This is a genomic window from Nocardioides sp. (assembly GCF_035503875.1).
Taxonomy (GTDB): domain Bacteria; phylum Actinomycetota; class Actinomycetes; order Propionibacteriales; family Nocardioidaceae; genus Nocardioides.
In genome coordinates, this window is record NZ_DATJTA010000008.1 from 203,846 (window position 1) to 227,807 (window position 23,962).

Sequence of the window (23,962 nt, forward strand, 5' to 3'; positions counted from 1 at the left end):
CGTGGTGAGGCTGCCGCGGCTCGTCGTGGCCGCGCCGTCGACCGGCCAGGGCAAGACCACGATCGCCACGGGCCTGATGGCGGCCCTGCGCGACCGCGGACTCGCGGTCTCCGGCCACAAGGTCGGTCCCGACTACATCGATCCGGGCTACCACGCCGTCGCCACCGGCCGGTCCGGCCGCAACCTGGACCCCCACCTCGTCGGGGAGGAGCGCGTCGCGCCGCTCCTGCTGCACGGTGCGCGGGGCGCGGACGTCGCCGTCGTCGAGGGCGTCATGGGCCTGTACGACGGCCGCCTCGGCACCGACGGCTTCGCCTCGACCGCCCACGTCGCCCGGCTGACCCGCACCCCGGTCGTCCTCGTGGTCGACGTCGCCCGCAGCTCGCGCTCGATCGGCGCGGTGGTCGCCGGGATGGCCGGCTACGACCCCACGATCGAGGTCGTCGGCGTGGTGCTGAACCGCGCCGGATCGGCCCGCAACATCGCGGAGATCGAGCGCGCCGTGCGGATCCCGGTGCTCGGGGTGGTGCCCGCGGACGACGGCCTCAGCACGCCGTCGCGCCATCTCGGCCTGGTGCCCGCGGGTGAGCGGGACGGTGCCGCGGGACTCGTCGCCCGGCTCGGCGAGCACGTCGCCCGCCACGTCGACCTGGCGGCCGTCCTCGAGGTCGCGGCGACCGCCCCGGACCTCCAGGCGGAGCCGTGGGACCCCGGCAGTGAGGTCCTGCCGGTGGTGCGCCCCGGCGACGAGGCGCCGGTGGTCGCGCTCGCGGCGGGACCGGCCTTCACCTTCGGCTACGCCGAGACCGCCGAGCTGCTGGCCGCGGCCGGTTGTCGGGTCGTCCCGTTCGACCCGATGCGCGATCCCGAGCTCCCGGCCGGCACGCGAGCCCTCTACCTCGGCGGCGGGTTCCCCGAGGTGTACGCCGCCCGGCTGGCCGCCAACCGGCCCCTGATGCGGCAGGTCCGGGAGGCCGTCGGTGCCGGGCTGCCGACGGTCGCGGAGTGTGCCGGTCTGCTCTACCTCCTGGAGTCGCTCGACGGTGTCGCCATGACCGGCGTGGTGGACGCGTCCGCGGCGATGCACCCCCGGCTGACGCTGCGCTACCCGGTCGCGCGGTCGGTCGGCGACAGCCTGCTGACCCGGACCGGCGAGCGGGTCCGCGCGCACGAGTTCCACCGGACCGCGCTCACCCGGCCGCCGCGGGGCTGGGATCCGGCGTGGGAGGTCGAGGGGGAGCAGGTCGGCGTCGCGTCGGCGACCCTGCACGCGTCGTACCTCCATCTGCACTGGACCGGGCACCCGCAGCTCGCCCAGCGGTTTGCCGCCGCGGCGGCCGCGGCTGAGCCCGTCGACACGCCCCCTCCCGCCGTCCCGACCGCGCCGCGCGTGCGGGTCCTGGACGAGCCGGCGCCCCAGCCGCTGCTGCACCACGGCGACCGGGAGCTGGGCGCCGGACTGGTGGACTTCGCCGTCAACGTCCACCCGGAGCCCCGGCCGGACTGGCTGGAGGAGGCGCTCGTCGAGGGCGTGCGGACCGCCATCGGCTATCCCGATCCCACCCCCGCACGGGAGGCGCTGGCCCGACGGCACGGTCGCCGTCCGGAGGAGGTCCTCGTGACCGCGGGCGCCGCCGAGGCCTTCGAGCTGGTCGCCCGGCTCAAGCAGTGGCGCCGACCCGTCGTCGTGCACCCCCAGTTCACCGAGCCGCACGCCGCGCTCGAGCGCGCCGGGCACGAGGTGACGGTGGTGGAGTGCCGGGCCGCCGACGGCTACCGCCTCGACCCGTCGCTCGTCCCCGAGGACGCCGACCTCGTCGTGGTGGGCAACCCCACCAACCCGACGGGCGTGCTGCACCCGGCGGAGGACCTGCTGCGACTCCGTCGGCCCAAGCGGGTCGTGGTGGTCGACGAGGCGTTCATGGACACCGTGGCCGGGGAGCCGGAGTCGCTGGCCGGCGACCGTCGGCGTGGTCTGCTGGTCGTGCGGAGCCTCACCAAGCACTGGTCGATCCCCGGCATCCGCGCCGGCTACCTGCTCGGCAACGACCGCAGCATCGCCGGCCTCGCGGCCAAGCAGGTGCCGTGGTCGGTGTCGACCCCGACGGTGCACGCGGTGCTGGCCTGCACGACGCCCGAGGCCGCCGCCGAGTCGGTCGCCCGCGCCGCCCGGATCGCCCGATGGCGGCAGGCGATGGTCGCGGGGTTGGCGGACCGCGGGACCGAGGTGCTCGCGTCGCGTACGTCGTTCGTGCTGGCCCGGCTCGGGTCCGGCACCCGCGAGGCGCTGCGCGCGGAGGGCGTCGCCGTACGCCGGGCCGACACGTTCCCGGGCCTCGACGGCGACTGGGTCCGGATCGCGGTTCGCCCGCCCGAGACGGCGGCCCTGCTGTTCGAGGCGCTCGACCGGATCGGCGCCGGATGAGGTTCTCCCGCGGGCTCGGACTCGCGCTCGGATACTGGGCCGACCGGCGCTGGGGCGACCCCGTCCGCCGTCACCCGGTCGCCGGGTTCGGGATGCTCGCCACCCGCGTCGAGCGCGCGGCGTACGCCGACTCGCGCGCGCGCGGCACGGCGTACTGCGCGGCGCTGGTGGGCGGCTGCGCGGGCCTCGGCGTGGCCGCGGAGCGGGTCACCCGGGCGCACCCGGTGGCCCACACCGCCGCGACCGCCGTCGCGACCTGGGCGGTGCTCGGCGGTCGCAGCCTGGAGCGCGAGGCCCTGGCCGTCCACGACCTGCTGGAGCGGGACGACCTCCCGGGCGCCCGGCAGCGGTTGACCCACCTGGTCGGCCGCGACACCTCGGAACTCTCGGCCGACGAGGTCGCGCGCGCCGTGGTCGAGTCGGTCGCGGAGAACACCTCGGACGCCGTCACGACGCCGCTGTGGTGGGGAGCGGTCGCCGGGATCCCCGGCCTGGTGGGACACCGCGCGGCCAACACGCTCGACGCGATGGTCGGTCACCGCATCCCCCGCTACCTCCGCTTCGGCTGGGCCTCCGCCCGGCTGGACGACGTGCTCGGGCTGCCCGGTGCGCGGTACGGCGGGCTCGCGGTCCTGCTCGCGTCCCCGTCGACCGCCGGGCAGGCGTGGCGGACCTGGCGACGCGACGCCCGCCGCCACCCCAGCCCGAACGCCGGCGTGGTCGAGGCCGCCTTCGCCGGAGCCCTCGGCGTACGACTCGGCGGCACCAACCGCTACGGCACCCGCGTCGAGGAGCGCGCCGTCCTCGGCGACGGCGTCCCGGTGCGACCCCACCACGTCCCCGCCGCGACGGCCCTCGCCCGGCGGGTGGGCGTGGTGGCGGTAGCCGGCGCGATCGTCGCCGTCGTACGACGAGACACCCGCCCGCAGCGGGCGCGGAGGGCATAGGATCCGAGCGCGAGCACCATGGAAGCCGGTGGGAATCCGGCACAGTCGCGCTGCTGTGACACCGCCTCGGGCGGTGAAGTCAGACCCAGGTGCTCGTCAGATCCCCATCGACCAGGGCGCATCACCCTGAGGAGGACCCTCCATGTCGCAGTCTGCTGCGGCGCCGTACGCCGGCGCACCCGACCTGCCCACCGTCGACCTTCCGACCGTCGACCTGCGTGAGCTCGCCCCCTGGGCGCTCTTCGCCGGTCTGCTAGGCCTGCTGGTCATCTTCTTCGTCAGCGCCGACCAGGGCGCTGTCTCGATCCCCGCCGGAACCGCGATCCACGAGTGGGTCCACGACGGGCGTCACCTGCTCGGCTACCCCTGCCACTAGGGCCCCAGCCGAGCCGCTTCCCACACCCCCGGGCGACCCGGGGGCACCGTGACGACCCTTCGAACCCGAGGACCACATCCATGACCGCTCGTACCTTCCTGGTGCGGGGCCTGCTCGCAGGCCTCGTCGCCGGACTCCTGACCTTCTTCGTCGCGTACGCCGTCGGCGAGCCGCCGGTGGACGCCGCCATCGCCCTGGAGGAGGCCGGCTCCGCGGAGCCGGCACCTCCCGCCACGGCTCCCGACCACGAGCACGACCACGCCCATCAGGAAGCCGGCGGGCACTCCCACGGCGACGAGGAGGGCGGCATCTCCCGCACCACCCAGAAGACCTGGGGTCTCGCCACCGCCACCGTCGCCGTCGGCGTCGCCCTCGGCGGGATCGTCGCCCTGGCGGCGGCAGGCGTCGCCGGCCGCCTCGGCCGGCTGTCCGTCGTCGGCTCCACGGCGCTGGTGACCGCGCTCGGCTTCCTGGCCTTCTCGCTGGTGCCGTTCCTGAAGTACCCCGCCGCCCCGCCTGCCGTCGGCAGCGGCGACACCATCGGCGAGCGGACCGGCTACTACTTCGCCTTCGTCCTCGTCTCGGTGATCGCGGTCGTCCTCACGGTCGCGGCAGCCCGCGTGCTCACCGCACGCATCGGTGGCTACTGGGCCACCGTCGCCGCTGGGGCCGGGTACGTCGTCGTGGTCGCCGTCGCAGCTGCGCTGCTGCCCGCGGTCAACGAGCTGGGCGACTTCCCGGCCGACGTGCTGTGGGAGTTCCGCGTGGGCTCGCTGCTGACGCTGGCGACGATGTGGGTGAGCCTCGGGGTCGTGCTCACCGCGCTGCTCCGCCCGCTCGCGCTACCGAGCCCGCAGGTCGCTGCGGCGGTACCGGTCGCGCAGCCGGCCTGACGGGTCAGGCGCGGGCCTGCACCCAGGCCCGCGCCGCCGTCGCGTCGCTGACGACCTCCACCCCCGGCTCGGGGGCGGGTCGGTCGACGACCACGACCGGCAGTCCCAGCTCGGCGGCGGCCGTCAGCTTCGGCCAGGTGTAGGTCCCGCCCGAGTTCTTGGTCACGAGTACGTCGGCCCGGTGGCCGGCCATCAGCGCCAGGTCGCCCTCGTGCGTGTACGGACCCCGGCTGGTGACCAGCTCCCAGGCGGGCGGGAGCACCAGGTCCGGGGCGTCGACCACGCGCGCCAGCACTGCCCGGTCGCCGAGTGCCGGGACGAAGCGGGCCAGCTCCTGGCGACCGACGGTGAGGAACGGTCGTCGGCCCAGCGCGGCGGCCAGGCGTGCGGCCTCGTCGTGGTCGGCCGCCCGGTGCCAGTCGGGGTCGAGCGGCCACCCGGGCCGCTCGAGCCGCAGCAACGGCATGTTCTCGGCAGCACAGGCGCGGACCGCGTTCGCGGACATGCCTCGCGCGAACGGATGGGTGGCGTCGACGACCACGTCGTACTCCGCGAGCGCGGAGCGGAGGCCGGGGACGCCGCCGAAGCCGCCGATCCGGACCGGGCCGACCGGCAGCCGGGGACGCGCGACCCGGCCCGCCAACGACGAGACGACGTCGACGCCATCGGCGACGAGGAGAGCGGCGAGCTCACGCGCCTCCGCGGTCCCACCGAGCAGCAGCACCCTCATCCGGGACGCACCTGCGTGTGCAGCAAGGGCAGATCGTCGGGAACGCCGCCGCGCGCGAGCGCCAGCAGCGCGGGCACGTCGAGGTGCTCCTCGACCAGGTCGGCCAGCAGGTCCAGGCGCCGCTCGCGGGCAGCGCTGAAGGAGACCCCCGACGGGGTCAGGCCCAGGGTGCGCGCGAGGAAGGCCGCCCGGAACGCGTCGGACTCCAGGCTGCCGTGCCAGAGCGTGCCGTACACCTGTCCGTCGTACGCGCCGCCCAGGAACTCCTCGGCGCCGGACGGCCGGGTGACGCGGCCGTGGTGGATCTCGTACCCGGCCACGGGGACGTCCCAGACCAACGCCTCGGGCAGTCGGAGCACCTTCTCCGGCTGGAAGCGGGTGTGCACCGGCAGCAGGCCGAGCCCCTCGACTCCGGCACCGACCGCCCCCTCCACGCCGTCGGGGTCCTCGATGCGTTCGCCGAGCATCTGGAACCCGCCGCACAGGCCGAGCACCGGCTTCCCGGCGGCGACGTGGGCGGTGAGCGCGCGATCGAGTCCGCGCCCGCGCAGCCAGGCGAGGTCCGCGATCGTCGCGCGGGTGCCGGGCAGCACCACCAGGTCGGCGTCGGCCAGGTCGCGCGGGTCGCTGACGAAGACGACGTCCAGATCGGGTTCGAGCCCCAGCGCGTCGACATCGGTGAAGTTGCTGACCCGGGGGAGCCGGACCACGGCGACCCGCGCGCGGGCGTCGCCGCGACCGCGGCGCCCCTCGAGGTCGAGGGCGTCCTCGGAGTCCAGCCACAGGTCGGGATGCCAGGGGAGTACGCCGTGCACCGCACGCCCCGTGCGCGCGGTCAGCTCGTCGAGGCCCGGTCGGAGCAGGCCCAGGTCGCCGCGGAACTTGTTGACCACGAACCCCGCGACCAGACGCTGGTCGTCGGGCTCGAGGAGCGCGAGGGTCCCGAACATCGCGGCGAACAGGCCGCCCCGGTCGATGTCGCCGACGACCACGACGGGGAGGTCGGCATGCCGGGCGAGCCCCAGGTTCACGTAGTCGCTGGAGCGCAGGTTGATCTCCGCCGGGCTCCCCGCGCCCTCGGCGACGACCACGTCGAAGCGGCTCGCCAGGTCGTCGTACGCCGCGTGCGCGGCCGCGGCCAGGTGCCGACGACCGTCGACGAAGTCGCTGGCCGAGACCTCGCCCGCCGGCCGCCCCATCACCACGACGTGGCTGCGCCGGTCCGAGCCGGGCTTGAGCAGCACCGGGTTCATCGCGGGCTCCGGCTCGACCCGGGCGGCGCGGGCCTGGATCCACTGCGCCCGGCCGATCTCGGCGGTGCTGCCGTCCGCGCCGTGGCAGACCATCGAGTTGTTCGACATGTTCTGCGCCTTGTACGGCGCCACCGAGACGCCACGGCGCGCGAACGCGCGGCACAGGCCGGTCGTGACGATCGACTTCCCGGCGTCGGAGGTGGTCCCCGCGACGAGCAACCCGCTCACGAGACGTCGTCCGGGGCACGCAGCAGGAAGGCGTCCATTACCCAGCCCGCCTCGGCCCGCGCGGCCGCCCGCGCGTCGACCAGGTCGGGCAGTACGTCGGCGAGCGCACCCGCGACCAGGCGCTCCCCGGCAGCGCCGAGGTTGGCGCCCCACCAGATCTGCCAGTCCTCGAGCCCGGCCGTCGCGCCGATGGCGGTGAGTGAGTCCTCGGAGCCGAGCATCACCAGCACGTTGCGCTGCCCCGCGGCCAGCGCGTCGGGGAGCCGGCGGGCCGGCGTCAGATGGACCGGCCGGCCGACCTCGTGCAGGACGACCCGGTGCCGGGCGGCGAGGAGCTGCGGCGCGCTGATCCCGGGCACGACGTCCCAGTCGAGCGGCATCCGCTCGGCGAGCCCCTCGACGACGCGGAGCGTGGAGTCGTAGAGCGAGGGGTCGCCCCACACCAGGAACGCGGCCGTGCCGCGCCGGGCGCCCAGCGCGTCGGCGTACGCCGACGTCCGGGCCTGGTGCCAGGTGCGGACCGCTCCGAGGTAGTCGGCGGGGTCGTCCCGGTCACGGGGCGGGTCGGGCACCTCGACCAGCTCGAGGTCGTGCTCGGCGCAGATCCGGCGGCGCACCCCGAGCAGCTCGTCGTCGGGACCCTTGCGCGCCGCCAGCACGAAGTCGGCCCCGGCGAGGGCCTCCGAGGCCTCGCGGGTGAGGTGGTGCGGCCCCATCCCGACGCCGACGACCCGCACCCGCCTCACTGCGGCTCGTCCTCCTCCAGGTCGCCCTCGACCTCGAGGTAGACCTTCTGCAGCGCGGCCAGGGTCTCCGCGTCGGGGTCGGCCCACAGGCCTCGCTCGGCCGCCTCGTGCAGGCGCTCGACGATGCTCCGCAGCGCCCACGGGTTGGAGGTCCGCAGGAAGTCCTGGTTGGTCGGGTCGAGGACGTAGGAGCCGGCGAGCTGCTCGTACATCCAGTCGTGCACCACGCCGGCGGTGGCGTCGAAGCCGAAGAGGTAGTCGACGGTCGCGGCGAGCTCGAAGGCGCCCTTGTAGCCGTGCCGCTGCATGGCCGCGATCCACCGCGGGTTGACGACCCGGGCGCGGAAGACCCGGTTGGTCTCCTCCTGCAGGGTGCGGGTCCGGACCCGGTCCGGGCTGGTCGAGTCGCCGACGTACGCCTTCGGATCGGCGCCGGTCAGCGCCCGCACGGTGGCCACCATCCCGCCGTGGTACTGGAAGTAGTCGTCGGAGTCGGCGATGTCGTGCTCGGTGCTGTCGACGTTCTTCGCCGCCACCTTGATCCGCCGGTACGCCGTCCGCATGTCGTCCGCGGCGGGAGCGCCGTCGAGGCCGCGGCCGTAGGCGAACCCGCCCCACGCGGTGTAGACCTCGGCGAGGTCCTGGTCGTCGCGCCAGGTGCCGGACTCGACCACCTGCAGGATGCCGGCGCCGTACGAGCCCGGCTTGGAGCCGAAGATCCGGGTGGTGGCCCGGCGCTCGTCACCGTGCTCGGCGAGGTCGGCGCGGGCGTGCGACCGCACGTAGTTGAGCTCGTCGGGCTCGTCCAGACCGGCGACCAGCTGGACGGCGTCGTCGAGCATGGCGACCACGTGCGGGAACGCGTCGCGGAAGAACCCGCTGATCCGCACCGTCACGTCGATCCGGGGTCGGCCCAGCTCGGCGAGGTCGACCACCTCCAGGTCGCGAACCCGGCGCGACATCTCGTCCCAGACGGGCCGGACGCCGAGCAGGGCGAGAACCTCCGCGATGTCGTCGCCGGACGTGCGCATCGCGCTCGTGCCCCACACCGACAGGCCGACCGACGTCGGGTGCTCGCCGGTCTCGTCCAGGTAGCGCTGGACCAGCGACTCGGCCATCGCCTGCCCGGTCTGCCAGGCCAGCCGGGAGGGCACCGCACGCGGGTCGACGGTGTAGAAGTTGCGACCCGTCGGCAGCACGTTCACCAGGCCGCGCAGCGGCGAGCCCGAGGGTCCGGCCGGGACGTACCCGCCCTCGAGCGCGTGCAGCAGCCGGTCCAGCTCGTCGGTGGTGTCGGCGAGCCGGGGAACCACCTCGGTGGCGGCGAACCGGAGCACCTGCCGCACCGTCGGGTCGTCGTGCAGACCGTCGATCGCGGTCGGGTCCCAGCCCGCCTCCTCGAGCGCCAGGACCAGCGCCCGGGCCTCTGCCTCGACGGTGTCCACGGTCGCGGTCGGGGCGTCGTCGCTCAGGCCCAGCGCGGCGCGCAGGCCGGGTACGGCGTGCCCGACCCCGCCCCACACCTGCGCCGCGCGCAGGATCGCGAGCACCAGGTTGACCCGGGCCTCGCCGGTGGGCGCCTGGCCGAGGACGTGCAGCCCGTCGCGGATCTGCACGTCCTTGATCTCGCACAGCCAGCCGTCGACGTGCAGCAGGAAGTCGTCGAAGTCGTCGTCCTCGGGCCGCTCGTCCAGGCCGAGGTCGCGGTGCAGTTGGGCGGCCTGCATCAGCTGCCAGATCTCGCCCCGGATCGCCGGCAGCTTCGCCGGGTCCATCGCCGCGATGTTGCCGTACTCGTCGAGCAGCTGCTCCAGCCGCGCGATATCGCCGTAGCTCTCCGCCCGCGCCATCGGCGGCACCAGGTGGTCGACGATCGTGGCGTGGGCGCGGCGCTTGGCCTGCGCGCCCTCGCCCGGGTCGTTGACCAGGAACGGGTAGAGCAGCGGGAGGTTGCCGAGGACCGCGTCGGTGCCGCACTCGGCGGAGAGGGCGGCGTTCTTGCCGGGCAGCCACTCGAGGGAGCCGTGCTTGCCCAGGTGCACGACGGCGTGGGCGCCGAAGCCGCCGTCCGGGACGGCCGCCTCCAGCCAGCGGTACGCCGCCAGGTAGTGGTGGGTGGGGGCCAGATCGGGGTCGTGGTAGATCGCCACCGGATTCTCCCCGAAGCCCCGGGGCGGCTGGATCAGCAGCACCACGTTGCCCGCGACCAGCGTCGCCAGCACGATCTCGCCGGCCTCGTTGACGAACAGCTCACCGGGTGCGGCCCCCCACGCCTCGGTCATCTGCTCGCGCAGCGCGGCGGGCACGTCGGCGGTCCAGCGGGCGTACTGCTCGCCGGTGATGCGGACATGGGCGTCGGTGAGCTGACCGGCGGTCAGCCACTCCTGATCCTGCCCGCCGGCGGCGATCAGCGCGTGGATCAGCGCGTCGCCGGCGGCGGTGTCGTCGTCCAGGTCCAGCCCGGGCACCGCGCCGGGCGCGCCGAGGTCGTACCCGGCGTCGCGGAGCCGGCGCAGCAGCCGGACGGCCGAGACCGGGGTGTCGAGCCCGACGGCGTTGCCGATCCGCGAGTGCTTGGTGGGGTACGCCGAGAGCACCAGCGCGACCTTCTTCTCGGCGTTCGGCACGTGCCGGAGCCGGGCGTGGTTGACCGCCAGGCCCGCCACCCGGGCGCAGCGCTCGGGATCGGCGACGTAGCGGGGGAGACCGTCGGGGTCGATCTCCTTGAAGGAGAACGGCACCGTGATGACGCGGCCGTCGAACTCCGGGATCGCGATCTGGTTGGCGGAGTCGAGCGGGGTGACGCCGTCGTCGTTGGCCTCCCACTCGGCGCGGCTGCTGGTCAGGCACAGCCCCTGCAGGACCGGTACGTCGAGGGCGGCGATCCGCTCGACGTCCCAGGCCTCGTCGTCCCCGCCGGCGCTGGCCGACGCCGGCACGCTGCCGCCGGCGGCGAGCACCGTGACGACGAGCGCGTCGAAGGTCCCCAGGGCCTCGAACAGGTCGTCCGGGGCGCTGCGCAGCGAACTGGCGAAGACCGGGACGCCGACCGCCTGCCCCGTCGCGTCGACGGCGTCGGCGAGGGCGTGCACGAACGCGGTGTTCCCGCTGCTCTCGTGCGCCCGGTAGTAGAGGAGGCCGACGCGCGGCAGGTCCGTCGGCCCGGCGGGCCGCTCGGCGTACCCCCAGGCGGGGACCGCGGCCGGCGGCTCGAAGCCCTCGCCGGTCAGCAGCACGGTGTCGGAGAGGAACGCGTGCAGCTGGGTCAGGTTCGCCGGGCCGCCCTCGGCGAGGTAGCGGTGCGCCTCGGCGGCCACTCCGATCGGCACCGTGGAGAGCTCCATCAGCTCGGCGCTGGGCTGCTGCTCACCCCCGAGTACGACGACCGGCGTGCCGGCGCGCCGTACCTCCGCGAGGCCGGGCCACAGGTCGTGCGGGGAGCCGAGGAGCCGCACCAGCACCAGGTCCGCCCCGTCGGATGCGGCGACCAGGTCGGCATCGGACGTCCGGGCCGGGTTGGCCACGGTGTAGCCGGCGCCGCTCGCGCGTGCGGAGAGCAGGTCGGTGTCGGACGTGGACAGCAGGCAGATGCGCGTGGACGCGGCCATGGCCGGGTTCCTCCTCCGGGGTTCTCGCCCCGTCAAATGGTCGGATTCCACCCGCGCGAGTGTCTGGCTGGCGACCCGGAGGTCGCGTCACAGTGGCGGAACCGCCCCGGAGTCTCACCGGGTTCCTGCGCAGCGGGCGTGAGCCGCAGCCTACGGGAGGGTCGGCACGGCGACGTGCTCGGGCGCCGGCTGGGGCGCGGCGGCGAGCGCGGCGCGCAGGCGCCGCTGGGCGCCGAGGACGAGGAGGACCTCGAGGCACATCGCGGTGACGGTGACGGCGAACGCCGCGGTGTGGCCGTGCGCGTCGGCGAGCCGGCCGGCGGTGCTCGACCCGAGGGCGTACCCGAGGCCGGTGGCACTGGCGAGCACGGTCATGGCCGTCGCGACCCGGGCCGGGACGACGACGCGCTCGGCGAGGGTGAAGACCGCGATCATCAGGGGTGCGACCGCGCAGCCGAGCAGGGCGACCGTGACGACGAGTGCGGGGAGCCCGTCGACGACGAGCAGCGGCAGCGACAGGACGAGGAGGGCGGCGGAGGCGCCGAGCATCCGTCGCTCCGGCCCGATCCGCTCCGGGAGGAACGCGGTGGCGACCCCGGCGACGGCGCTGCCGACCCCGAGCGTCGCGTGCACCAGGCCGGCGACGCCGGGCATGCCGGCCTGGGTCGCCAGCACGGTGGTCCCCGTCTGGGTCGCGCCGAACAGGGTCCCGATCAGCAGCTGGGCAGCGACCAGGACGAGCAGCACCGGGGTCACGAGCCGGCCGGTCGGCAGCGCGATTCCGTCGCGCCGGGTCGAGCGGGCGGTGCGGTGCAGCGCGAACGCCGTACCGAACCCCGCGAGCATCGCGGCCGCCAGGAGCAGCGCGCCACCCGGCGACACCAGGACGACGCCGGCGCCGACCAGGGCAGGGCCGAGGGCGAAGGACGCCTCGTCGGCCGCGCCCTCGTAGGAGAACGCGACGTCGACCAGGCGGCGTTGGTGCTCGCCCGTCCGCGCTGTGATCGGTCGCCAGCGCACGCGCGCGAGGGGGCCAACCTGCGGCATGGCGAGACCGGCGAGAGCGGCCGCCCCGACGACGGCGACGTCGGCGGCGTCCGCGTGGACCAGGGCGACGAGGAGCGTCAGGGCAGCGGCGCCTGCCAGGGACTGCACGAGGACGACGTGGCGCTGACCGATCCGGTCGGCGAGCGCACCGGCGAACGGTGCGCCGACGGCGTTGGCGACGGCGAGCGCGCCGGCCGAGAGTCCGCCGAGCCCGTAGCTGCCGGTGGCGTCGGAGACGAGGAGCAGGGCACCCAGCTGGCTCATGGCCAGGGGCAGCCGGGCGAGGAAGGCGACGACGACGTACGTCGGGCCGGCGAGCTCGAAGAGCCGTCGGTAGGAGGCGAGGGGTGACACGGGGGTGGTGCCTTTCGGGTGCGTCGGAACGACGCGCCGAACCCACCTCCAAGACGCGTGAAACCCTGAGCTCAGGCCATCCTACGGCGCGTGACCGCTCCTCGGCGATTCAGGCGCTCGGGTACGAGTCGCCCTGCAACAGCCGGGCCAGGTGCGTGGCGTTGGCGGCCAGGGTCCGCGTCGTGGTGGCGGTCTTCTCCGGGGTCTCGTCCAGGTCCGCGTAGTCCACGGCCTGCATCGCCTCGCCCACCCAGTACGTCGACCCCGCCGCGGGGATGGTGAAGCCCGTGTCGTTGAGCGCCTGCAGGCACTCCGCGATGACGTGGTGCGCGCCGTCCTCGTTGCCGACGACCGCGACCCCGGCGACCGTGCCGAAGGTGAGCATCCGCCCCTCGTCGTCGGTCTCGCCGAGTTCCGCGTCCAGGCGCTCGAGCACCATCTTGCACACCGAGGCCGGCTGGCCCAGCCAGATCGGGGTGGCCAGGACGACGATGTCGGCAGCCAGGATCTAAGCCCGGAGCTGCGGCCAGGCATCGCCGTCGCCCTCGTCGGTGGTGACGCCGAAGCGGACGTCGTGGTCGACCACGCGGACCAGCTCGCCGCCGACACCGAACGACCCGAGGGCGTCCAGCACCTGCTCGCCCAGGAGCACCGAACTCGACGGGGCGGGGGAGGGTTTGAGGGTGCAGGCGAGGACGACGGCGCTCAGCGCGCCCACCCCGCCTCAGCCCTTCTTCTTCTTGGCGGTGGCCTGGCCGCCCTTGCGGCCGGCCTCCTTCTTCTGCGCGGTCGTGCCGCCCTGGGAGCTGTCGCCGCCCTTGCCGCTCTGCTGCCCGCCGTGCTTCGACGCGTCCTCGGTGTTGGCGATCTTCGCGGCGCGCTCCTTGGACATGCCCTTGTCCTTGAGGGCCTCGTACTGCTTCTCGTTCTTGACGTTCGCGGACTTGCTCGGCATGGCGATCTCCTCTCGTCGGCTGCCCCGGTACCCGACGACGCCGAACCCACCGGCCCGGGTGCCGACCTGTCCCGGGCGCCTCCTAGGGTTCTTGTTGCGAACTAGTCGCAACAACCGACGCCGGCGCGTCATCGAACGGAGCAGCCCCCGCCATGAGCAGCAGCACCCGGCCCGCCACGGCCGACCCGCGCAGCCGTACGACGCTCGCCCGCGAGCTCGTCGCCTCCTGGGAGCGCCAGCAGGAGGTCTACATCGCGCACCGGGAGACCCGCTTCGAGCTGATGCTCGACGTGATCGACCACGTGGCGCGTGACCAGCGACCGTTGCGGGTCCTGGACCTGGCCTGCGGACCCGGATCGGCCACCAAGCGGGTGCTGAAGCGCCACCCGCAGGCCGACGTGGTGGCGATCGACCTCGACCCGCTCCTCGTCGAGCTCGGCCGTCTCGACCAGGCAGACGCCGTACGCCCCCCGACCTGGCTGACCGGAGACCTGCGCGACCCGGCCTGGACCCGGCTTCTCCCGCGCGACACGTTCGACGCGGTGATCTCGACGACCGCGCTGCACTGGCTGACGGGAGGTCAGCTCAGCGACCTGTACGGCCAGGTGCACCGCCTGCTCACCCCCGGCGGGGTCTTCCTCAACGGCGACTACCTCCCTGCGCAGCGCCCCTGGGACACCATCGCCGACGTCGTCCGCGCGGTCGGGCGGGTGCGCGAGGAGCGTGCCGTCGCCGAGGGTGCGCAGGACTGGGAGACCTGGTGGGACCGGGTCCGGGCGGTGCCGGAGTTCGCGACCGAGGTCGCCGCCCACGACGCGACCTTCGGGGAGCGCGCCGAGAACCAGGCGCCGAGCCGCGAGTTCCACCTCGAGGCGCTCCGCGAGGCCGGCTTCGCCGACGTGGACCTGATCTGGCACGACCTGACCGAGGGGCTGGTCTGCGGCATCGCCTGACGCGGCGGCCTACGTCCAGCGTGATTGACTGGACCTGCACAGCAAGGCCCGCAGGTCGCCGGGGCGGACGGAGGCGGGGATGACGGTCGAGGAGAGTCCGGTACGCCGGCGCCCGGGCAACCGCCGCCAGCTGATCCTGGACGCGGCCGGACCGATCTTCAGCGAGCGCGGCTACCACGGCGCCTCGATGGAGGAGATGGCCGCGAAGGTCGGCATCACCGCGACGGCTCTCTACCGGCACTTCCCGAACAAGTACGCGTTGTTCGCCGAGTGCACCAACCTGATGGTGGACCGGCTGCGTGACGTCCTGGACGACCTGCCCGGCTCGGCCACGCTCTCGGACCTGCTGCGCGCGCTGGCCCAGGTGACGTTCGAGCACCGGGCCTCGGGCGGGGTCTACCGCTGGGAGGCCCGGTTCCTGGAGGCCGGTGAGCGACGCGACCTGCGGGCCAAGTTCGCCTCCGTGGTCGACTCGACGGCCGTCGCCCTCGAGCGCGACCTGGGCGGCAGCGACGTACGGCTGCGCGCGGCGGCGGCGCTCGGCGCGATCGGGTCGATCACCCTGCACCACACGCCGATCGCCCGCCAGCGTGCGGTGACCACCCTGGTGGAGTCCGCGCTCGGCGTGGCCGCGGTGGACCCGGGCGCCGCCGCGCCCACCGCCTCCGGCGTACGCCTGCCGGCCCAGGCGGAGCCCGTCGGCCGGCGGGCACAGATCCTGTGGGCGGCCATCCCGCTCTTCGCCCGGCACGGCTACCACCACGTGAGCATGGAGCAGATCGCCGGCGCCGTCGGTCTCGGTCCGTCCGGGATCTACCGGCACTACCCGGCGAAGGCCGACATCCTGGCCGCGGCCTGCCTGCGGACGGCGGCCACGCTGGAGCAGGCCGTGACCCAGGCCCTGAACGAGGTGCACGACCCGGCCGACGAGCTGTCGGCACTCGCGGCGGCGTACGTCGCCTACCGTTTCGAGAACACCGCGCTGATCAGCGTCGCCGAGGCGGAGATCGTCGGCCTGCCGCCCGCGCTGCGCGCACCGGTCATCGAGGCCCAGCACACCCACATGTCCCGCTGGGAGGAGCGCCTCGCCGCCGCTCGCCCCCAGCTCGACGCCCGCCAGGTCCGCACCCTCGTCCACGCCGGCTTCGGCGCGGTCGTCGAGGCCGGCCGCCTCCTGCGCTGGCAGGACACCGACACCAACCGCGACGCCGTCACCGCCCTCCTCCTCGGCGCCCTCGGCACCCCCACGCCGGTTGAGGTGCGACGGACGAAGTCCTGAGCCTCGAAACCCCGCAAGCCGTACGGCGGCCTCGCTCGGCGCCGCTTCTCGGCAAGACGGGTTTCGAGGCTCGGCGCTGGCGCGCCTCGCACCTCAGCCAGCGTCGCTGGTTGAGGTGTGAAGGACGAAGTCCTGAGCCTCGAAGCCCGGTGAGTCGTACGGCGGCCTCGCTCGGCGCCGCTTCTCGGCAAGACGGGTTTCGAGGCTCGGCGCTGGCGCGCCTCGCACCTCAGCCAGCGTCGCTGGTTGAGGTGTGAAGGACGAAGTCCTGAGCCTCGAAACCCGGTGAGTCGTACGGCGGCCTCGAGACCGGCGTACGGCACCTCGACCAGCGTCAGGGCCGGTTCGTGTCGGGGACCGTGATCGGCGTCGTCTTGCCGTCCTGGCCCTTGTTGAGGAACGCCATGGCCAGGGCGCGGATGAACTGGTCGAACATGTAGTAGGTCACCGGCATGATCCGCACCGTCCCCTCGCGGAACCCGACGTACGCCGGCCAGGCCGTGCGGATGAGGGCCTTGGCGGCGTAGTCGCGTCGGAGGTTGAGCCAGTCGCCGACCTGGTCGCCCAGCTGGTAGCGCACGAACTCGTTGAGGAAGCCGCGGGTGACCCCGAGGTCGACCTGGGCGGTGAGACCGAGCAGCACCTCGGCGAGCTCGCGTCCCTCGAGGGTGGGGTTGAGGATCGGGGTCAGGATCTGGGCGGACTGGGCGTGCGCGTCGTTCCAGGTGGCGGGGATGTACTCGTCGTGCACTCCGAGCAGGTGCAGGGCGACCTGCCACGAATGCAGGAACGCCTCCTGGTCGGCGGCGGAGCCGGCAGCGCCCCACTCCTTCAGCTTCTTGTGGGCGAACGTGCCCGTGGAGTGGAACGTGACCAGGATGTCGTGGTTGCTGATCGGGATGCGCTCGTCGGCGACCGCGCGCCAGTGCGGGGACTGGGGGAGGAGGTGGCGTACGGCGGCATGCACCGTGCGGGTCTTGTTGGCCGTGACCAGGAACTGTCCGCGCGGCTCGTAGCCGCCGAGCTCGGCCATGTCGTAGCCGAAGGTGAACGTCTTGGCCGCCCGGTCCTGCATGTCGGCGCCGCCCTTGGACCAGTAGACGGACTTCGCCTCACGCGGGATGACGGTGCTCATGATCCCGCCGCCGATGCCGTAGATCACGAAGAAGTACGTGTCCTTGCGGCGGTTGTAGTCGGCCGCCCGGCGGAGCTTGCCGACGTCCGCCCAGTCCGGGAGCCGCGTGGTCCGCTGGAGGTAGGCGCGCAGCTCCGGCGGCAGCCCGGCAGGTACGGCGTCGTCGTTGTTCACCCAGGAGCCGTACGCCGCGTTCACCGCGGGGACCTGTCCCGCGTCGATGACGCCCGCCATGATCCGGTCGATCTCGTCGTCCCACACCCACTGGGGGTCGATCCCCGTGCCGGTGCCCGCGATGGACCCCGAGGGAGCCCACGACCAGGCGGCGGACGGGGCCAGCGCCCCGGTGAGCCCGAGGGCGGCTCCGAGGGACAACACGTTGCGCCTGCTGACTGTGCTCATCTGACTGCCCGCTTTCCGAGAGACCGGACGCCTCGGTGGCGGCGCGGACCGCGTTCCTGCGGCGGTCCTGGCTCCCTCGCGACATCCTCGTGTGATGTGATTCACCATTAACTTACGGAGCCTCGCGCGTGCTGGCAAGAGCATCCGCGGAGCGTGTTCGCGACGACGTCGAGGGACCTGATGTTTCGTCCAGCGGGACTGCGGCCGGACGGCGGCGGGTCCGCTCCCTAGCGTGCGAGGCCCGACGAGTTGCAGGAGGCCACGATGAGGACCGGCGTTCCGACGGAACCGGGTGGGCTTCCCCCGGCCTCCACCCTGCGCGGCCGGCGGGCACTGGTCACGGGCTCCACCCGCGGCATCGGGGCGGCGTTGGCCGAGCGGCTCGCCGCTGAGGGCGCCGACGTCGTCCTGACCGGCCGCACGCGCAGCGACGACGACTCGCGGCTCCCGGGCTCGCTGGAGTCCGTCGCGCGGCGGCTGTCGTCGTACGGCGGCCGGGTCGCGACGGTGGCGGCGGACCTGACCGACGCGGACGCGCGCCAGGAGCTGGTGCCGGAGGCCGAGCGCCTGCTCGGTGGTCCGATCGACATCCTGGTGAACAACGCGGCGGCGGCGATCTACCAGCCGCTGGCCGACTTCCCCCTGCATCGGCGCCGGCTGGTCTTCGAGGCGAACGTGCACGCGCCGCTGGACCTCGCCCAGGCGGTGCTCCCCGGCATGGTCGAGCGGCGCGAGGGCTGGATCGTCAACCTGTCGAGCGCGACGGCCAAGATCCGTACCGGTCCGCCGTTCGCACTCGTGCCACCCGGCACCGCGATGGCGGTCTACGGGAGCTCGAAGGCTGCGCTGAACCGGCTCACGAACGGTCTCGGCACCGAGCTGTACGGCACCGGCGTACGGGTGAACACCGTCGAGCCACGCTTCGGCGTCCTCACCGAGGGGGCCGACGTCCTGGTCGGCGACCAGGTCGACACCTCGATCATGGAGTCGATCGAGGAGATGGTCGAGGGCGCGCTCATCCTGTGCCGCTGCCCGGCCGACGTCACCGGCAACGTCACCGTCAGCCTCGACCTCCTCGAGCAGTGGCAGGTCCCGGTCCGCGCGCTCGACGGCCGTCCCGCATCCACCTCCACCGAGGAGCTCGCATGACCCTGGCGACCACGCCCGTCATCCTCGATGCCGCGCGCACCCCGTTCGGCAGACGGGAGGGCTGGCTCGCGCCCGTCCATGCCGCCGAGCTGCTCGGACGCGCGCAGACCGGCGTCATCGAGCGCCTCGGCATCGACGCAGACTCGGTCGACCAGGTCATCGGCGGCTGCGTGACGCCCGTGGGGGAGCAGTACGGGCACGTCACCCGGACCGCCTGGCTGCACGCGGGGCTGCCCGCCGGGACCGGGGCGACGACCATCGACGCCCAGTGCGGGACGGCGGCCCAGGCGACGCTGCTGCTCGCGGGTCAGATCGCCATGGGCGCTGTCGACCTCGGGGTCGCCTGCGGGGTGGAGCTGATGTCCCGGGTGCCGCTCACCCCGAAGTCCGGCACCGGGCTCGGTACGCCGCGGCCCGCGGACTGGGCGCTGGACACGCCCGACCAGTACACCGCCGCCGACCGGATCGCGCTCCGTCGCGGCTTCAGCCGGTCCGACCTCGATGCCTTCGGGCTGCGCTCCCAGCAGCGCGCCCGGGCGGCCTGGGACGCGGGGCGTTTCGACGACCAGATCCTGCCGGTCGAGGTCACGCGCGCCGACGGTACGACGGACGTCGTACGCCGCGACCAGGGGCTGCGCGAGACCAGCCTCGAGGCGCTCGCCGGGCTCCGCCCGGTGAAGGACGGCGGGCTGCACACGGCCGGGACCTCCTCCCAGATCAGCGACGGTGCCAGCGCTGCCGTGCTCGCCTCCGCGGCGGCCGCACAGGCATGGGGGCTGACACCGCGGGCGCGGATCCTCGCCCAGTGCGTGATCGGGGGCGACCTGGAGCTGATGCTCGACGGGCCGGTGCGGGGTGGGCAGATCCTGCTCGACCGGTTGGGCATGAAGATCGGCGATCTGGACGTCGTGGAGGTCAACGAGGCGTTCGCCTCGGTGCCGATGTCGTTCGCCCGCGTCCACGGCGTCGACGAGGACCGCCTCAACCCGCAGGGCGGCGCGATCGCGCTCGGGCATCCCGCCGGGGCCACCGGCATCCGGCTCGTCGCGACGGCGCTCGGTGAGCTCGTCCGCCGTGACGGGACCTTGGCCATGGTGGCCATCTGCGCGTCGGCATCCACCACCTGTCTCGTTCTGGAGCGCCTGTGAGCCTCGCGACCACGCAGGACCAGCGCGACCTGGCGGACGCCGTGCGCGGCTTCGCGAGCCGGGCCGCCGACATCGCGGCGACGCGCGACTCCCTCGCCGAGCTCACGGCGGGGCGGCGTACCGACTCGTGGGAGCGGTTGGTCGCCCAGGAGCTGCATGCGGTCCATCTGCCCGAGCCGCACGGCGGGGGCGCGGGCCTCACCGAGCTGGCGGTCGTCACCGAGGAGCTCGCCCACGCCCTGTTCCCCGGTCCGTTCCTGTCGACGGTGATCGCGAGCGCGACGGTGGCTGTCGCCCCTCCCGCCGGCGCGCGCGAGCAGGCATTGCGGGAGTTCGCCGACGGCGCCACGGGAGCGGTCGTCGGGGGACACGCGCTGGTGGCCGTCGCCGACGGCGCGGGCTGGCGGGTCTCCGGGATCAGTCATCCGGTCTCGGGACTGCCGGGCGCCGAGGTCGTGCTGGTGGCGGCTCGGACGGCCGACGGTCGGGAGGTGTGGTTCCGGCTGCACGAGGCGCCATCCGTCGAGATCGTGGTCCGGACGGGCACCGACGTGACCCGCTCGCTCGGAGTGCTCCGGCTCCAGGACCACGTGGTCGGAGCCGACGACCTCCTCCCGGTGCCGCCGCCCGTGGAGCGTGAGCTCGTCGCGCAGACGCTGTACGCCGCCGAGGCGAGTGGGGTCTGTCGCTGGCTGGTGGGCACCGCGGTCGAGCACGCCCGCGGCCGGCACCAGTTCGGCCGGCCGATCGGGTCGTTCCAGGCCGTCCAGCACAAGCTCGCGATGATGCTGGTGCGCTCCGAGTGCGCCACGGCCGCCGCGTGGGACGCCGCACGTGCGGCCGGCGGCGCGCGCGAGCAGCAGGCGCTCGCGGCTCACCAGGCCGCTCTCGTGGCTGCGCCGGCGGCGGTCGACGTCGCGGTGGAGTGCGTGAGCCTGCTCGGGGCGATCGGGTTCACCTGGGAGCACGACGCCCACCTGTACTGGCGGCGTGCCGTCGAGGACGCCGCGCTGGTCGGGCCGGAGTCCCGCTGGGCGAAGCGACTCGGCGAACTGTCGAACGATCACCGGCGCGACTTCGCGCTCGTGGCCGACGACGCCCTCCCGGACCTGCGCGCCGAGGTCGGGGTCGTCCTGGACCGGGCGTTGCAGGAGCCCGACGACGACGGCGTCCTGACCGGCTGGGGACCGGTGCGTGGTGGTCGCCGCCGCGCCGTCCTCGCCGCGGCCGGGCTCGTGGCGCCGCACTACCCGGCGCCGTACGGGCGTGGTGCGGGGGCCGAGCAGCAGGCCGTGATCGCGCAGGAGTTCGAGCGGCGGGGCCTGCCGCAGCCCACGACGGTGATCGGCGAGTGGGTGCTGCCCACCCTCCTCGAGCACGGCGACGACGCCCAGCGCGAGCGCTTCGTCCCGGCGACGCTGCGCGGCGAGATCGTGTGGTGCCAGCTGTTCAGCGAGCCCGGCGCGGGCTCCGACCTCGCAGGACTGTCGACCCGGGCGCGCCGGGTCGACGGAGGCTGGGTCCTCTCCGGGCAGAAGGTGTGGAACTCCTACGCGCACGAGGCCGACTGGGGCGTCTGCCTCGCGCGGACCGACGTCGATACGGCGCGGCACGCCGGCATCTCGTACTTCCTCGTCGACATGCGCTCGGCAGGGGTCGACGTACGCCCGATCCGGCAGGCGACGGGCCGGTCGGAGTTCAACGAGGTCTTCCTCGACGAGGTCTTCGTGCCTGACGACTGCCTGGTGGGCGGCCCCGGTCAGGGCTGGACGCTGGCCACGACGACCCTGGCCAACGAGCGGCTCAACATGGGCGCGGTCCTCGGGCACGGGTCCTCGGACCAGGTACGCCGCGCCGTCGCGGACGGAACGTGCGCCGCCGACCCCGACGAGGCGCTCCGGGTCCTCGGCACCTGCGTCTCGCGCGAGATGACGCTCGCCGCGCTCGCCCTCCGCGGCACCGTCGCCCGCCTCGCCGGCGCGGACCAGCGAGCCACGGCCAGCGTGCAGAAGGTGTTCAACGCCCTCGCCCAACGCGACGGGTCCCGCGCGCTGATCGGGCTGCTCGGACCGCTCGGCGCCGTCGACGACGCGTCGACGCCGTACGCCGTCGACCACCTGGGCGTGCCCGCCGTACTCTTCGGCGGCGGCACCATCGAGATCCAGCTCAACGTCATCGCCCGCCGCGTCCTCGGCCTCCCCGGCGAGCCTCGAAACCCCGCCACCCGAGAATCAGCGCCAGGCACCACGGCCGCCGAACGTAACGCTGGTTGAGGTGCGAAGGACGAAGTCCTGGGCCTCGAAACCCGGTGACCCGAGAACCAGCGCCGGGTACGACGGACACCCCCCGACGCCGGTTGAGGTGCGAAGGACGAAGTCCTGAGCCCCGAAACCCGGTGACCCGAGAACCAGCGCCAAGTACGACGGCCACCCCCGACGCCGGTTGAGGTGCGACGGACGAAGTCCTGAGCCCCGAAACCCGGTGACCCGAGAAGCAGCGCCGGGCACGACGGCCGCCCACCGACGCTGGTTGAGGTGCGACGGACGAAGTCCTGAGCCTCGAAACCCAGTGAGCCAAGAAGCAGCGGCGAGCGGGCACTCCCGGCGGCTGTGGACGACGACCCCGGACTGTCGGTGCCCGCATCTACCATCTTTGTATGGCCACTCGGGAACTCCACGACTGCGACAACGCATCCGCGTTGCTCGCCTACGTGGGCGCCGAGCGCCAGGCCGAAGCCCGGGCGAGCGCGCGTCAATTGGCGGCCGCCGTCGCGTGGGCCGGCATGCACTCGACCAACTCGTTGGATGACGCCGCGACCCTGATCCCGGGCGCCGAGGAGTCGCTGACGATCGCCGGCGAAGGCGCCCCGCTGGTCGCGGAGTTCAGCGTGTTGGAGTTCGCCGCGGCGCTTGGGCTCTCCACCGATGCGGGTCGGATGTACCTCGGTGAGGCGGTCGAGCTGGCCCACCGCCTCCCGCGCCTCTACGCCCGGGTCCAGTCGTTGGAGCTGCCGGTGTGGAAGGCCCGGCGGATCGCCAAGACCACCCTCGACCTCCCGATGTCTGGTGCCTCCTACGTCGACGCCCACCTCGCGGCGGTGGCGCACAAGGTGTCGATCGCGCAGCTCGACCGGACGGTGGAGGAGGCCCGGGTCCGGTTCGACCCTGACGAAGCCGTCGCCCGCCAGATCGCGGCCCAGGAGGGACGGCACTTCGACATCGAGACCCGCCAGGTCTCCTTCGACGGCTGCGTCGACGTCCACGGCACCCTCGACCTCGCCGACGCCCTCGACCTCGAGGACGCCGTCGCTCGGCGTGCGCGCGATCTCGGCGCGCTCGGACTGGACGCGCCGCTCGACGTCCGCCGATCGATCGCCGTCGGCGACCTCGCCCGACGCCAGCTCTCGCTCGACCTGAACGCCGACGAGTACGCCGACAGACCTGCGACGAAGCCGCGCCAGGTCCTGCTGCACGTCCACCTTTCCGAAGCCGCCCTCGCCGGGTCAGGAAGCGATCTGGATCTCGCCCGGGTAGAGGAGACCCGCTCGTTCGTCTCCGCCGAGCAGGTCAAGACCTGGTGTGCGAACCCCGACACGCAGGTGATCGTGAAGCCGGTCATCGACCTCGCCGATCACGTGCATGTCGACGCCTACGAGACACCCGACCGGCTCCGCGAACGGCAGGCCTTGCTCCAACACACGTGCGTGTTCCCCTGGTGCCAACGCCGGGCTCGCCGTGCGGACTGCGACCACATCGACCCCGCCGCCCGCGGCGGAACCACCTGCGACTGCAACATCGCCCCACTGTGCCGGCGACATCACCGGGCGAAGACCCACACGCGATGGCGCTACGACAAGGTCGACGACACGAGTTTCGTCTGGCGAAGTCCGAACGGACTCATCTTCGGACGCGACCACCACGGCACCATCCCGCTCGACACCCTGCAGCCCTGACCAGCACCCGCCCGTCAGGGCTACAGGCACGCCCTGCCCCACGCTGGTTGAGGTGCGAGCGCAGCGAGCCTCGAAACCCGGTGAGCCGACCGGCGGCGTCGACTGCAGGCTGCCTCTTGGCTCACCGGGTTTCGAGGCTCAGGACTTCGTCCTTCACACCTCAACCAGCGCGCCGTCACGGGCGCCTGCCTCGCGACACCACCCATCCCATCGACACCCGTCAGTGCTCCAGGCACGCTTTCCCGGACGCTGGTTGAGGTGCGAGCGGAGCGAGCCTCGAAATCGGGTGAGTCGACCGGCGGCTTCGACCACGGGGCTGCTTCTCGGCTCGCCGGGTTTCGAGGCTCAGGACTTCGTCCTTCGCACCTCAACCAGCGTGGGG

General features: G+C 73.8%; 19 protein-coding genes and 1 riboswitch. Of the genes, 10 read left to right on the plus strand and 9 right to left on the minus strand.

Annotated elements, in window-relative coordinates; translation table 11 throughout:
* Window position 1 precedes the first annotated feature (1 nt).
* The 4 genes from VMF51_RS02660 (at window position 2) to VMF51_RS02675 (ending at window position 4,641) form a co-directional block, all read left to right on the plus strand.
* The gene (locus VMF51_RS02660) at window positions 2-2,425 is read left to right on the plus strand and encodes a cobyrinate a,c-diamide synthase (RefSeq protein WP_414689430.1); all 2,424 of its coding nucleotides are present in this window, start codon (window positions 2-4) and stop codon (window positions 2,423-2,425) included.
* Window positions 2,422-3,372, plus strand: a complete 951-nt coding sequence (locus VMF51_RS02665; protein ID WP_325472838.1) for a cobalamin biosynthesis protein — start codon at window positions 2,422-2,424, stop codon at window positions 3,370-3,372. The genes VMF51_RS02660 and VMF51_RS02665 overlap by 4 nt, the downstream gene beginning before the upstream one ends.
* A gap of 142 nt (window positions 3,373-3,514) precedes the next feature.
* Window positions 3,515-3,748: a CbtB domain-containing protein gene (locus VMF51_RS02670; protein WP_325472839.1), complete on the plus strand. Its 234-nt coding sequence runs from the start codon at window positions 3,515-3,517 to the stop codon at window positions 3,746-3,748.
* An 80-nt stretch (window positions 3,749-3,828) separates the two neighbouring features.
* Window positions 3,829-4,641 carry a CbtA family protein gene (locus VMF51_RS02675; RefSeq protein WP_325472840.1) on the plus strand — a complete coding sequence of 271 codons (813 nt, stop codon included), beginning with the start codon at window positions 3,829-3,831 and terminating at the stop codon, window positions 4,639-4,641.
* A gap of 4 nt (window positions 4,642-4,645) precedes the next feature.
* Here VMF51_RS02675 and VMF51_RS02680 read toward each other — a convergent pair whose 3' ends face one another.
* From VMF51_RS02680 to VMF51_RS02715, 8 genes are all read right to left on the minus strand, one after another.
* Complete coding sequence (locus VMF51_RS02680; RefSeq protein WP_325472841.1) at window positions 4,646-5,371, minus strand: cobalt-precorrin-6A reductase; 726 nt, start codon at window positions 5,369-5,371, stop codon at window positions 4,646-4,648.
* A complete protein-coding gene (locus tag VMF51_RS02685; protein WP_325472842.1) occupies window positions 5,368-6,852 on the minus strand; it encodes a cobyric acid synthase in 1,485 nt (494 codons plus the stop codon). Before VMF51_RS02685 ends, VMF51_RS02680 begins: the two co-directional genes overlap by 4 nt.
* On the minus strand, window positions 6,849-7,598 hold the full coding sequence (gene cobF, locus VMF51_RS02690) for a precorrin-6A synthase (deacetylating) (RefSeq protein ID WP_325472843.1): 750 nt from the start codon (window positions 7,596-7,598) through the stop codon (window positions 6,849-6,851). Before cobF ends, VMF51_RS02685 begins: the two co-directional genes overlap by 4 nt.
* Window positions 7,595-11,206, minus strand: coding sequence for a cobaltochelatase subunit CobN (cobN, locus tag VMF51_RS02695; protein ID WP_325472844.1), 3,612 nt, complete (start codon window positions 11,204-11,206; stop codon window positions 7,595-7,597). The genes cobF and cobN overlap by 4 nt, the downstream gene beginning before the upstream one ends.
* Before the next feature lie 37 nt (window positions 11,207-11,243).
* A riboswitch (cobalamin riboswitch) is annotated at window positions 11,244-11,363 on the minus strand.
* Window positions 11,357-12,607: an MFS transporter gene (locus VMF51_RS02700; protein ID WP_325472845.1), complete on the minus strand. Its 1,251-nt coding sequence runs from the start codon at window positions 12,605-12,607 to the stop codon at window positions 11,357-11,359. It overlaps the preceding riboswitch by 7 nt.
* Before the next feature lie 109 nt (window positions 12,608-12,716).
* Window positions 12,717-13,115 carry a flavodoxin family protein gene (locus tag VMF51_RS02705; protein WP_325473001.1) on the minus strand — a complete coding sequence of 133 codons (399 nt, stop codon included), beginning with the start codon at window positions 13,113-13,115 and terminating at the stop codon, window positions 12,717-12,719.
* The gene (locus tag VMF51_RS02710; protein WP_325472846.1) at window positions 13,116-13,325 is read right to left on the minus strand and encodes a hypothetical protein; all 210 of its coding nucleotides are present in this window, start codon (window positions 13,323-13,325) and stop codon (window positions 13,116-13,118) included.
* 6 nt (window positions 13,326-13,331) lie between these two features.
* Window positions 13,332-13,562: a DUF7218 family protein gene (locus VMF51_RS02715; RefSeq protein WP_325472847.1), complete on the minus strand. Its 231-nt coding sequence runs from the start codon at window positions 13,560-13,562 to the stop codon at window positions 13,332-13,334.
* A 152-nt stretch (window positions 13,563-13,714) separates the two neighbouring features.
* On the opposite strand from VMF51_RS02715, the gene VMF51_RS02720 reads away from it, so the two are divergent.
* Window positions 13,715-14,515, plus strand: coding sequence for a class I SAM-dependent methyltransferase (locus VMF51_RS02720; protein ID WP_325472848.1), 801 nt, complete (start codon window positions 13,715-13,717; stop codon window positions 14,513-14,515).
* Window positions 14,516-14,594: 79 nt separating this feature from the next.
* A complete protein-coding gene (locus VMF51_RS02725) occupies window positions 14,595-15,794 on the plus strand; it encodes a TetR/AcrR family transcriptional regulator (RefSeq protein ID WP_325472849.1) in 1,200 nt (399 codons plus the stop codon).
* 334 nt (window positions 15,795-16,128) lie between these two features.
* Here the strand turns inward: VMF51_RS02725 and VMF51_RS02730 are convergent, their stop codons facing one another.
* Entirely contained in the window at window positions 16,129-17,307 is a 1,179-nt protein-coding gene (locus tag VMF51_RS02730) for an oxygenase MpaB family protein (RefSeq protein ID WP_325472850.1), read from the minus strand.
* A 288-nt stretch (window positions 17,308-17,595) separates the two neighbouring features.
* Here VMF51_RS02730 and VMF51_RS02735 point away from each other — a divergent pair, with 288 nt between their 5' ends.
* From VMF51_RS02735 to VMF51_RS02750, 4 genes are all read left to right on the plus strand, one after another.
* The gene (locus VMF51_RS02735; RefSeq protein WP_325472851.1) at window positions 17,596-18,480 is read left to right on the plus strand and encodes an SDR family NAD(P)-dependent oxidoreductase; all 885 of its coding nucleotides are present in this window, start codon (window positions 17,596-17,598) and stop codon (window positions 18,478-18,480) included.
* Window positions 18,477-19,628 carry a steroid 3-ketoacyl-CoA thiolase gene (locus VMF51_RS02740; RefSeq protein WP_325472852.1) on the plus strand — a complete coding sequence of 384 codons (1,152 nt, stop codon included), beginning with the start codon at window positions 18,477-18,479 and terminating at the stop codon, window positions 19,626-19,628. The genes VMF51_RS02735 and VMF51_RS02740 overlap by 4 nt, the downstream gene beginning before the upstream one ends.
* Window positions 19,625-21,901 carry an acyl-CoA dehydrogenase gene (locus VMF51_RS02745; protein ID WP_325472853.1) on the plus strand — a complete coding sequence of 759 codons (2,277 nt, stop codon included), beginning with the start codon at window positions 19,625-19,627 and terminating at the stop codon, window positions 21,899-21,901. The genes VMF51_RS02740 and VMF51_RS02745 overlap by 4 nt, the downstream gene beginning before the upstream one ends.
* Window positions 21,902-22,284: 383 nt before the next feature.
* On the plus strand, window positions 22,285-23,580 hold the full coding sequence (locus tag VMF51_RS02750) for an HNH endonuclease (protein WP_325472854.1): 1,296 nt from the start codon (window positions 22,285-22,287) through the stop codon (window positions 23,578-23,580).
* Window positions 23,581-23,962 lie beyond the last annotated feature (382 nt).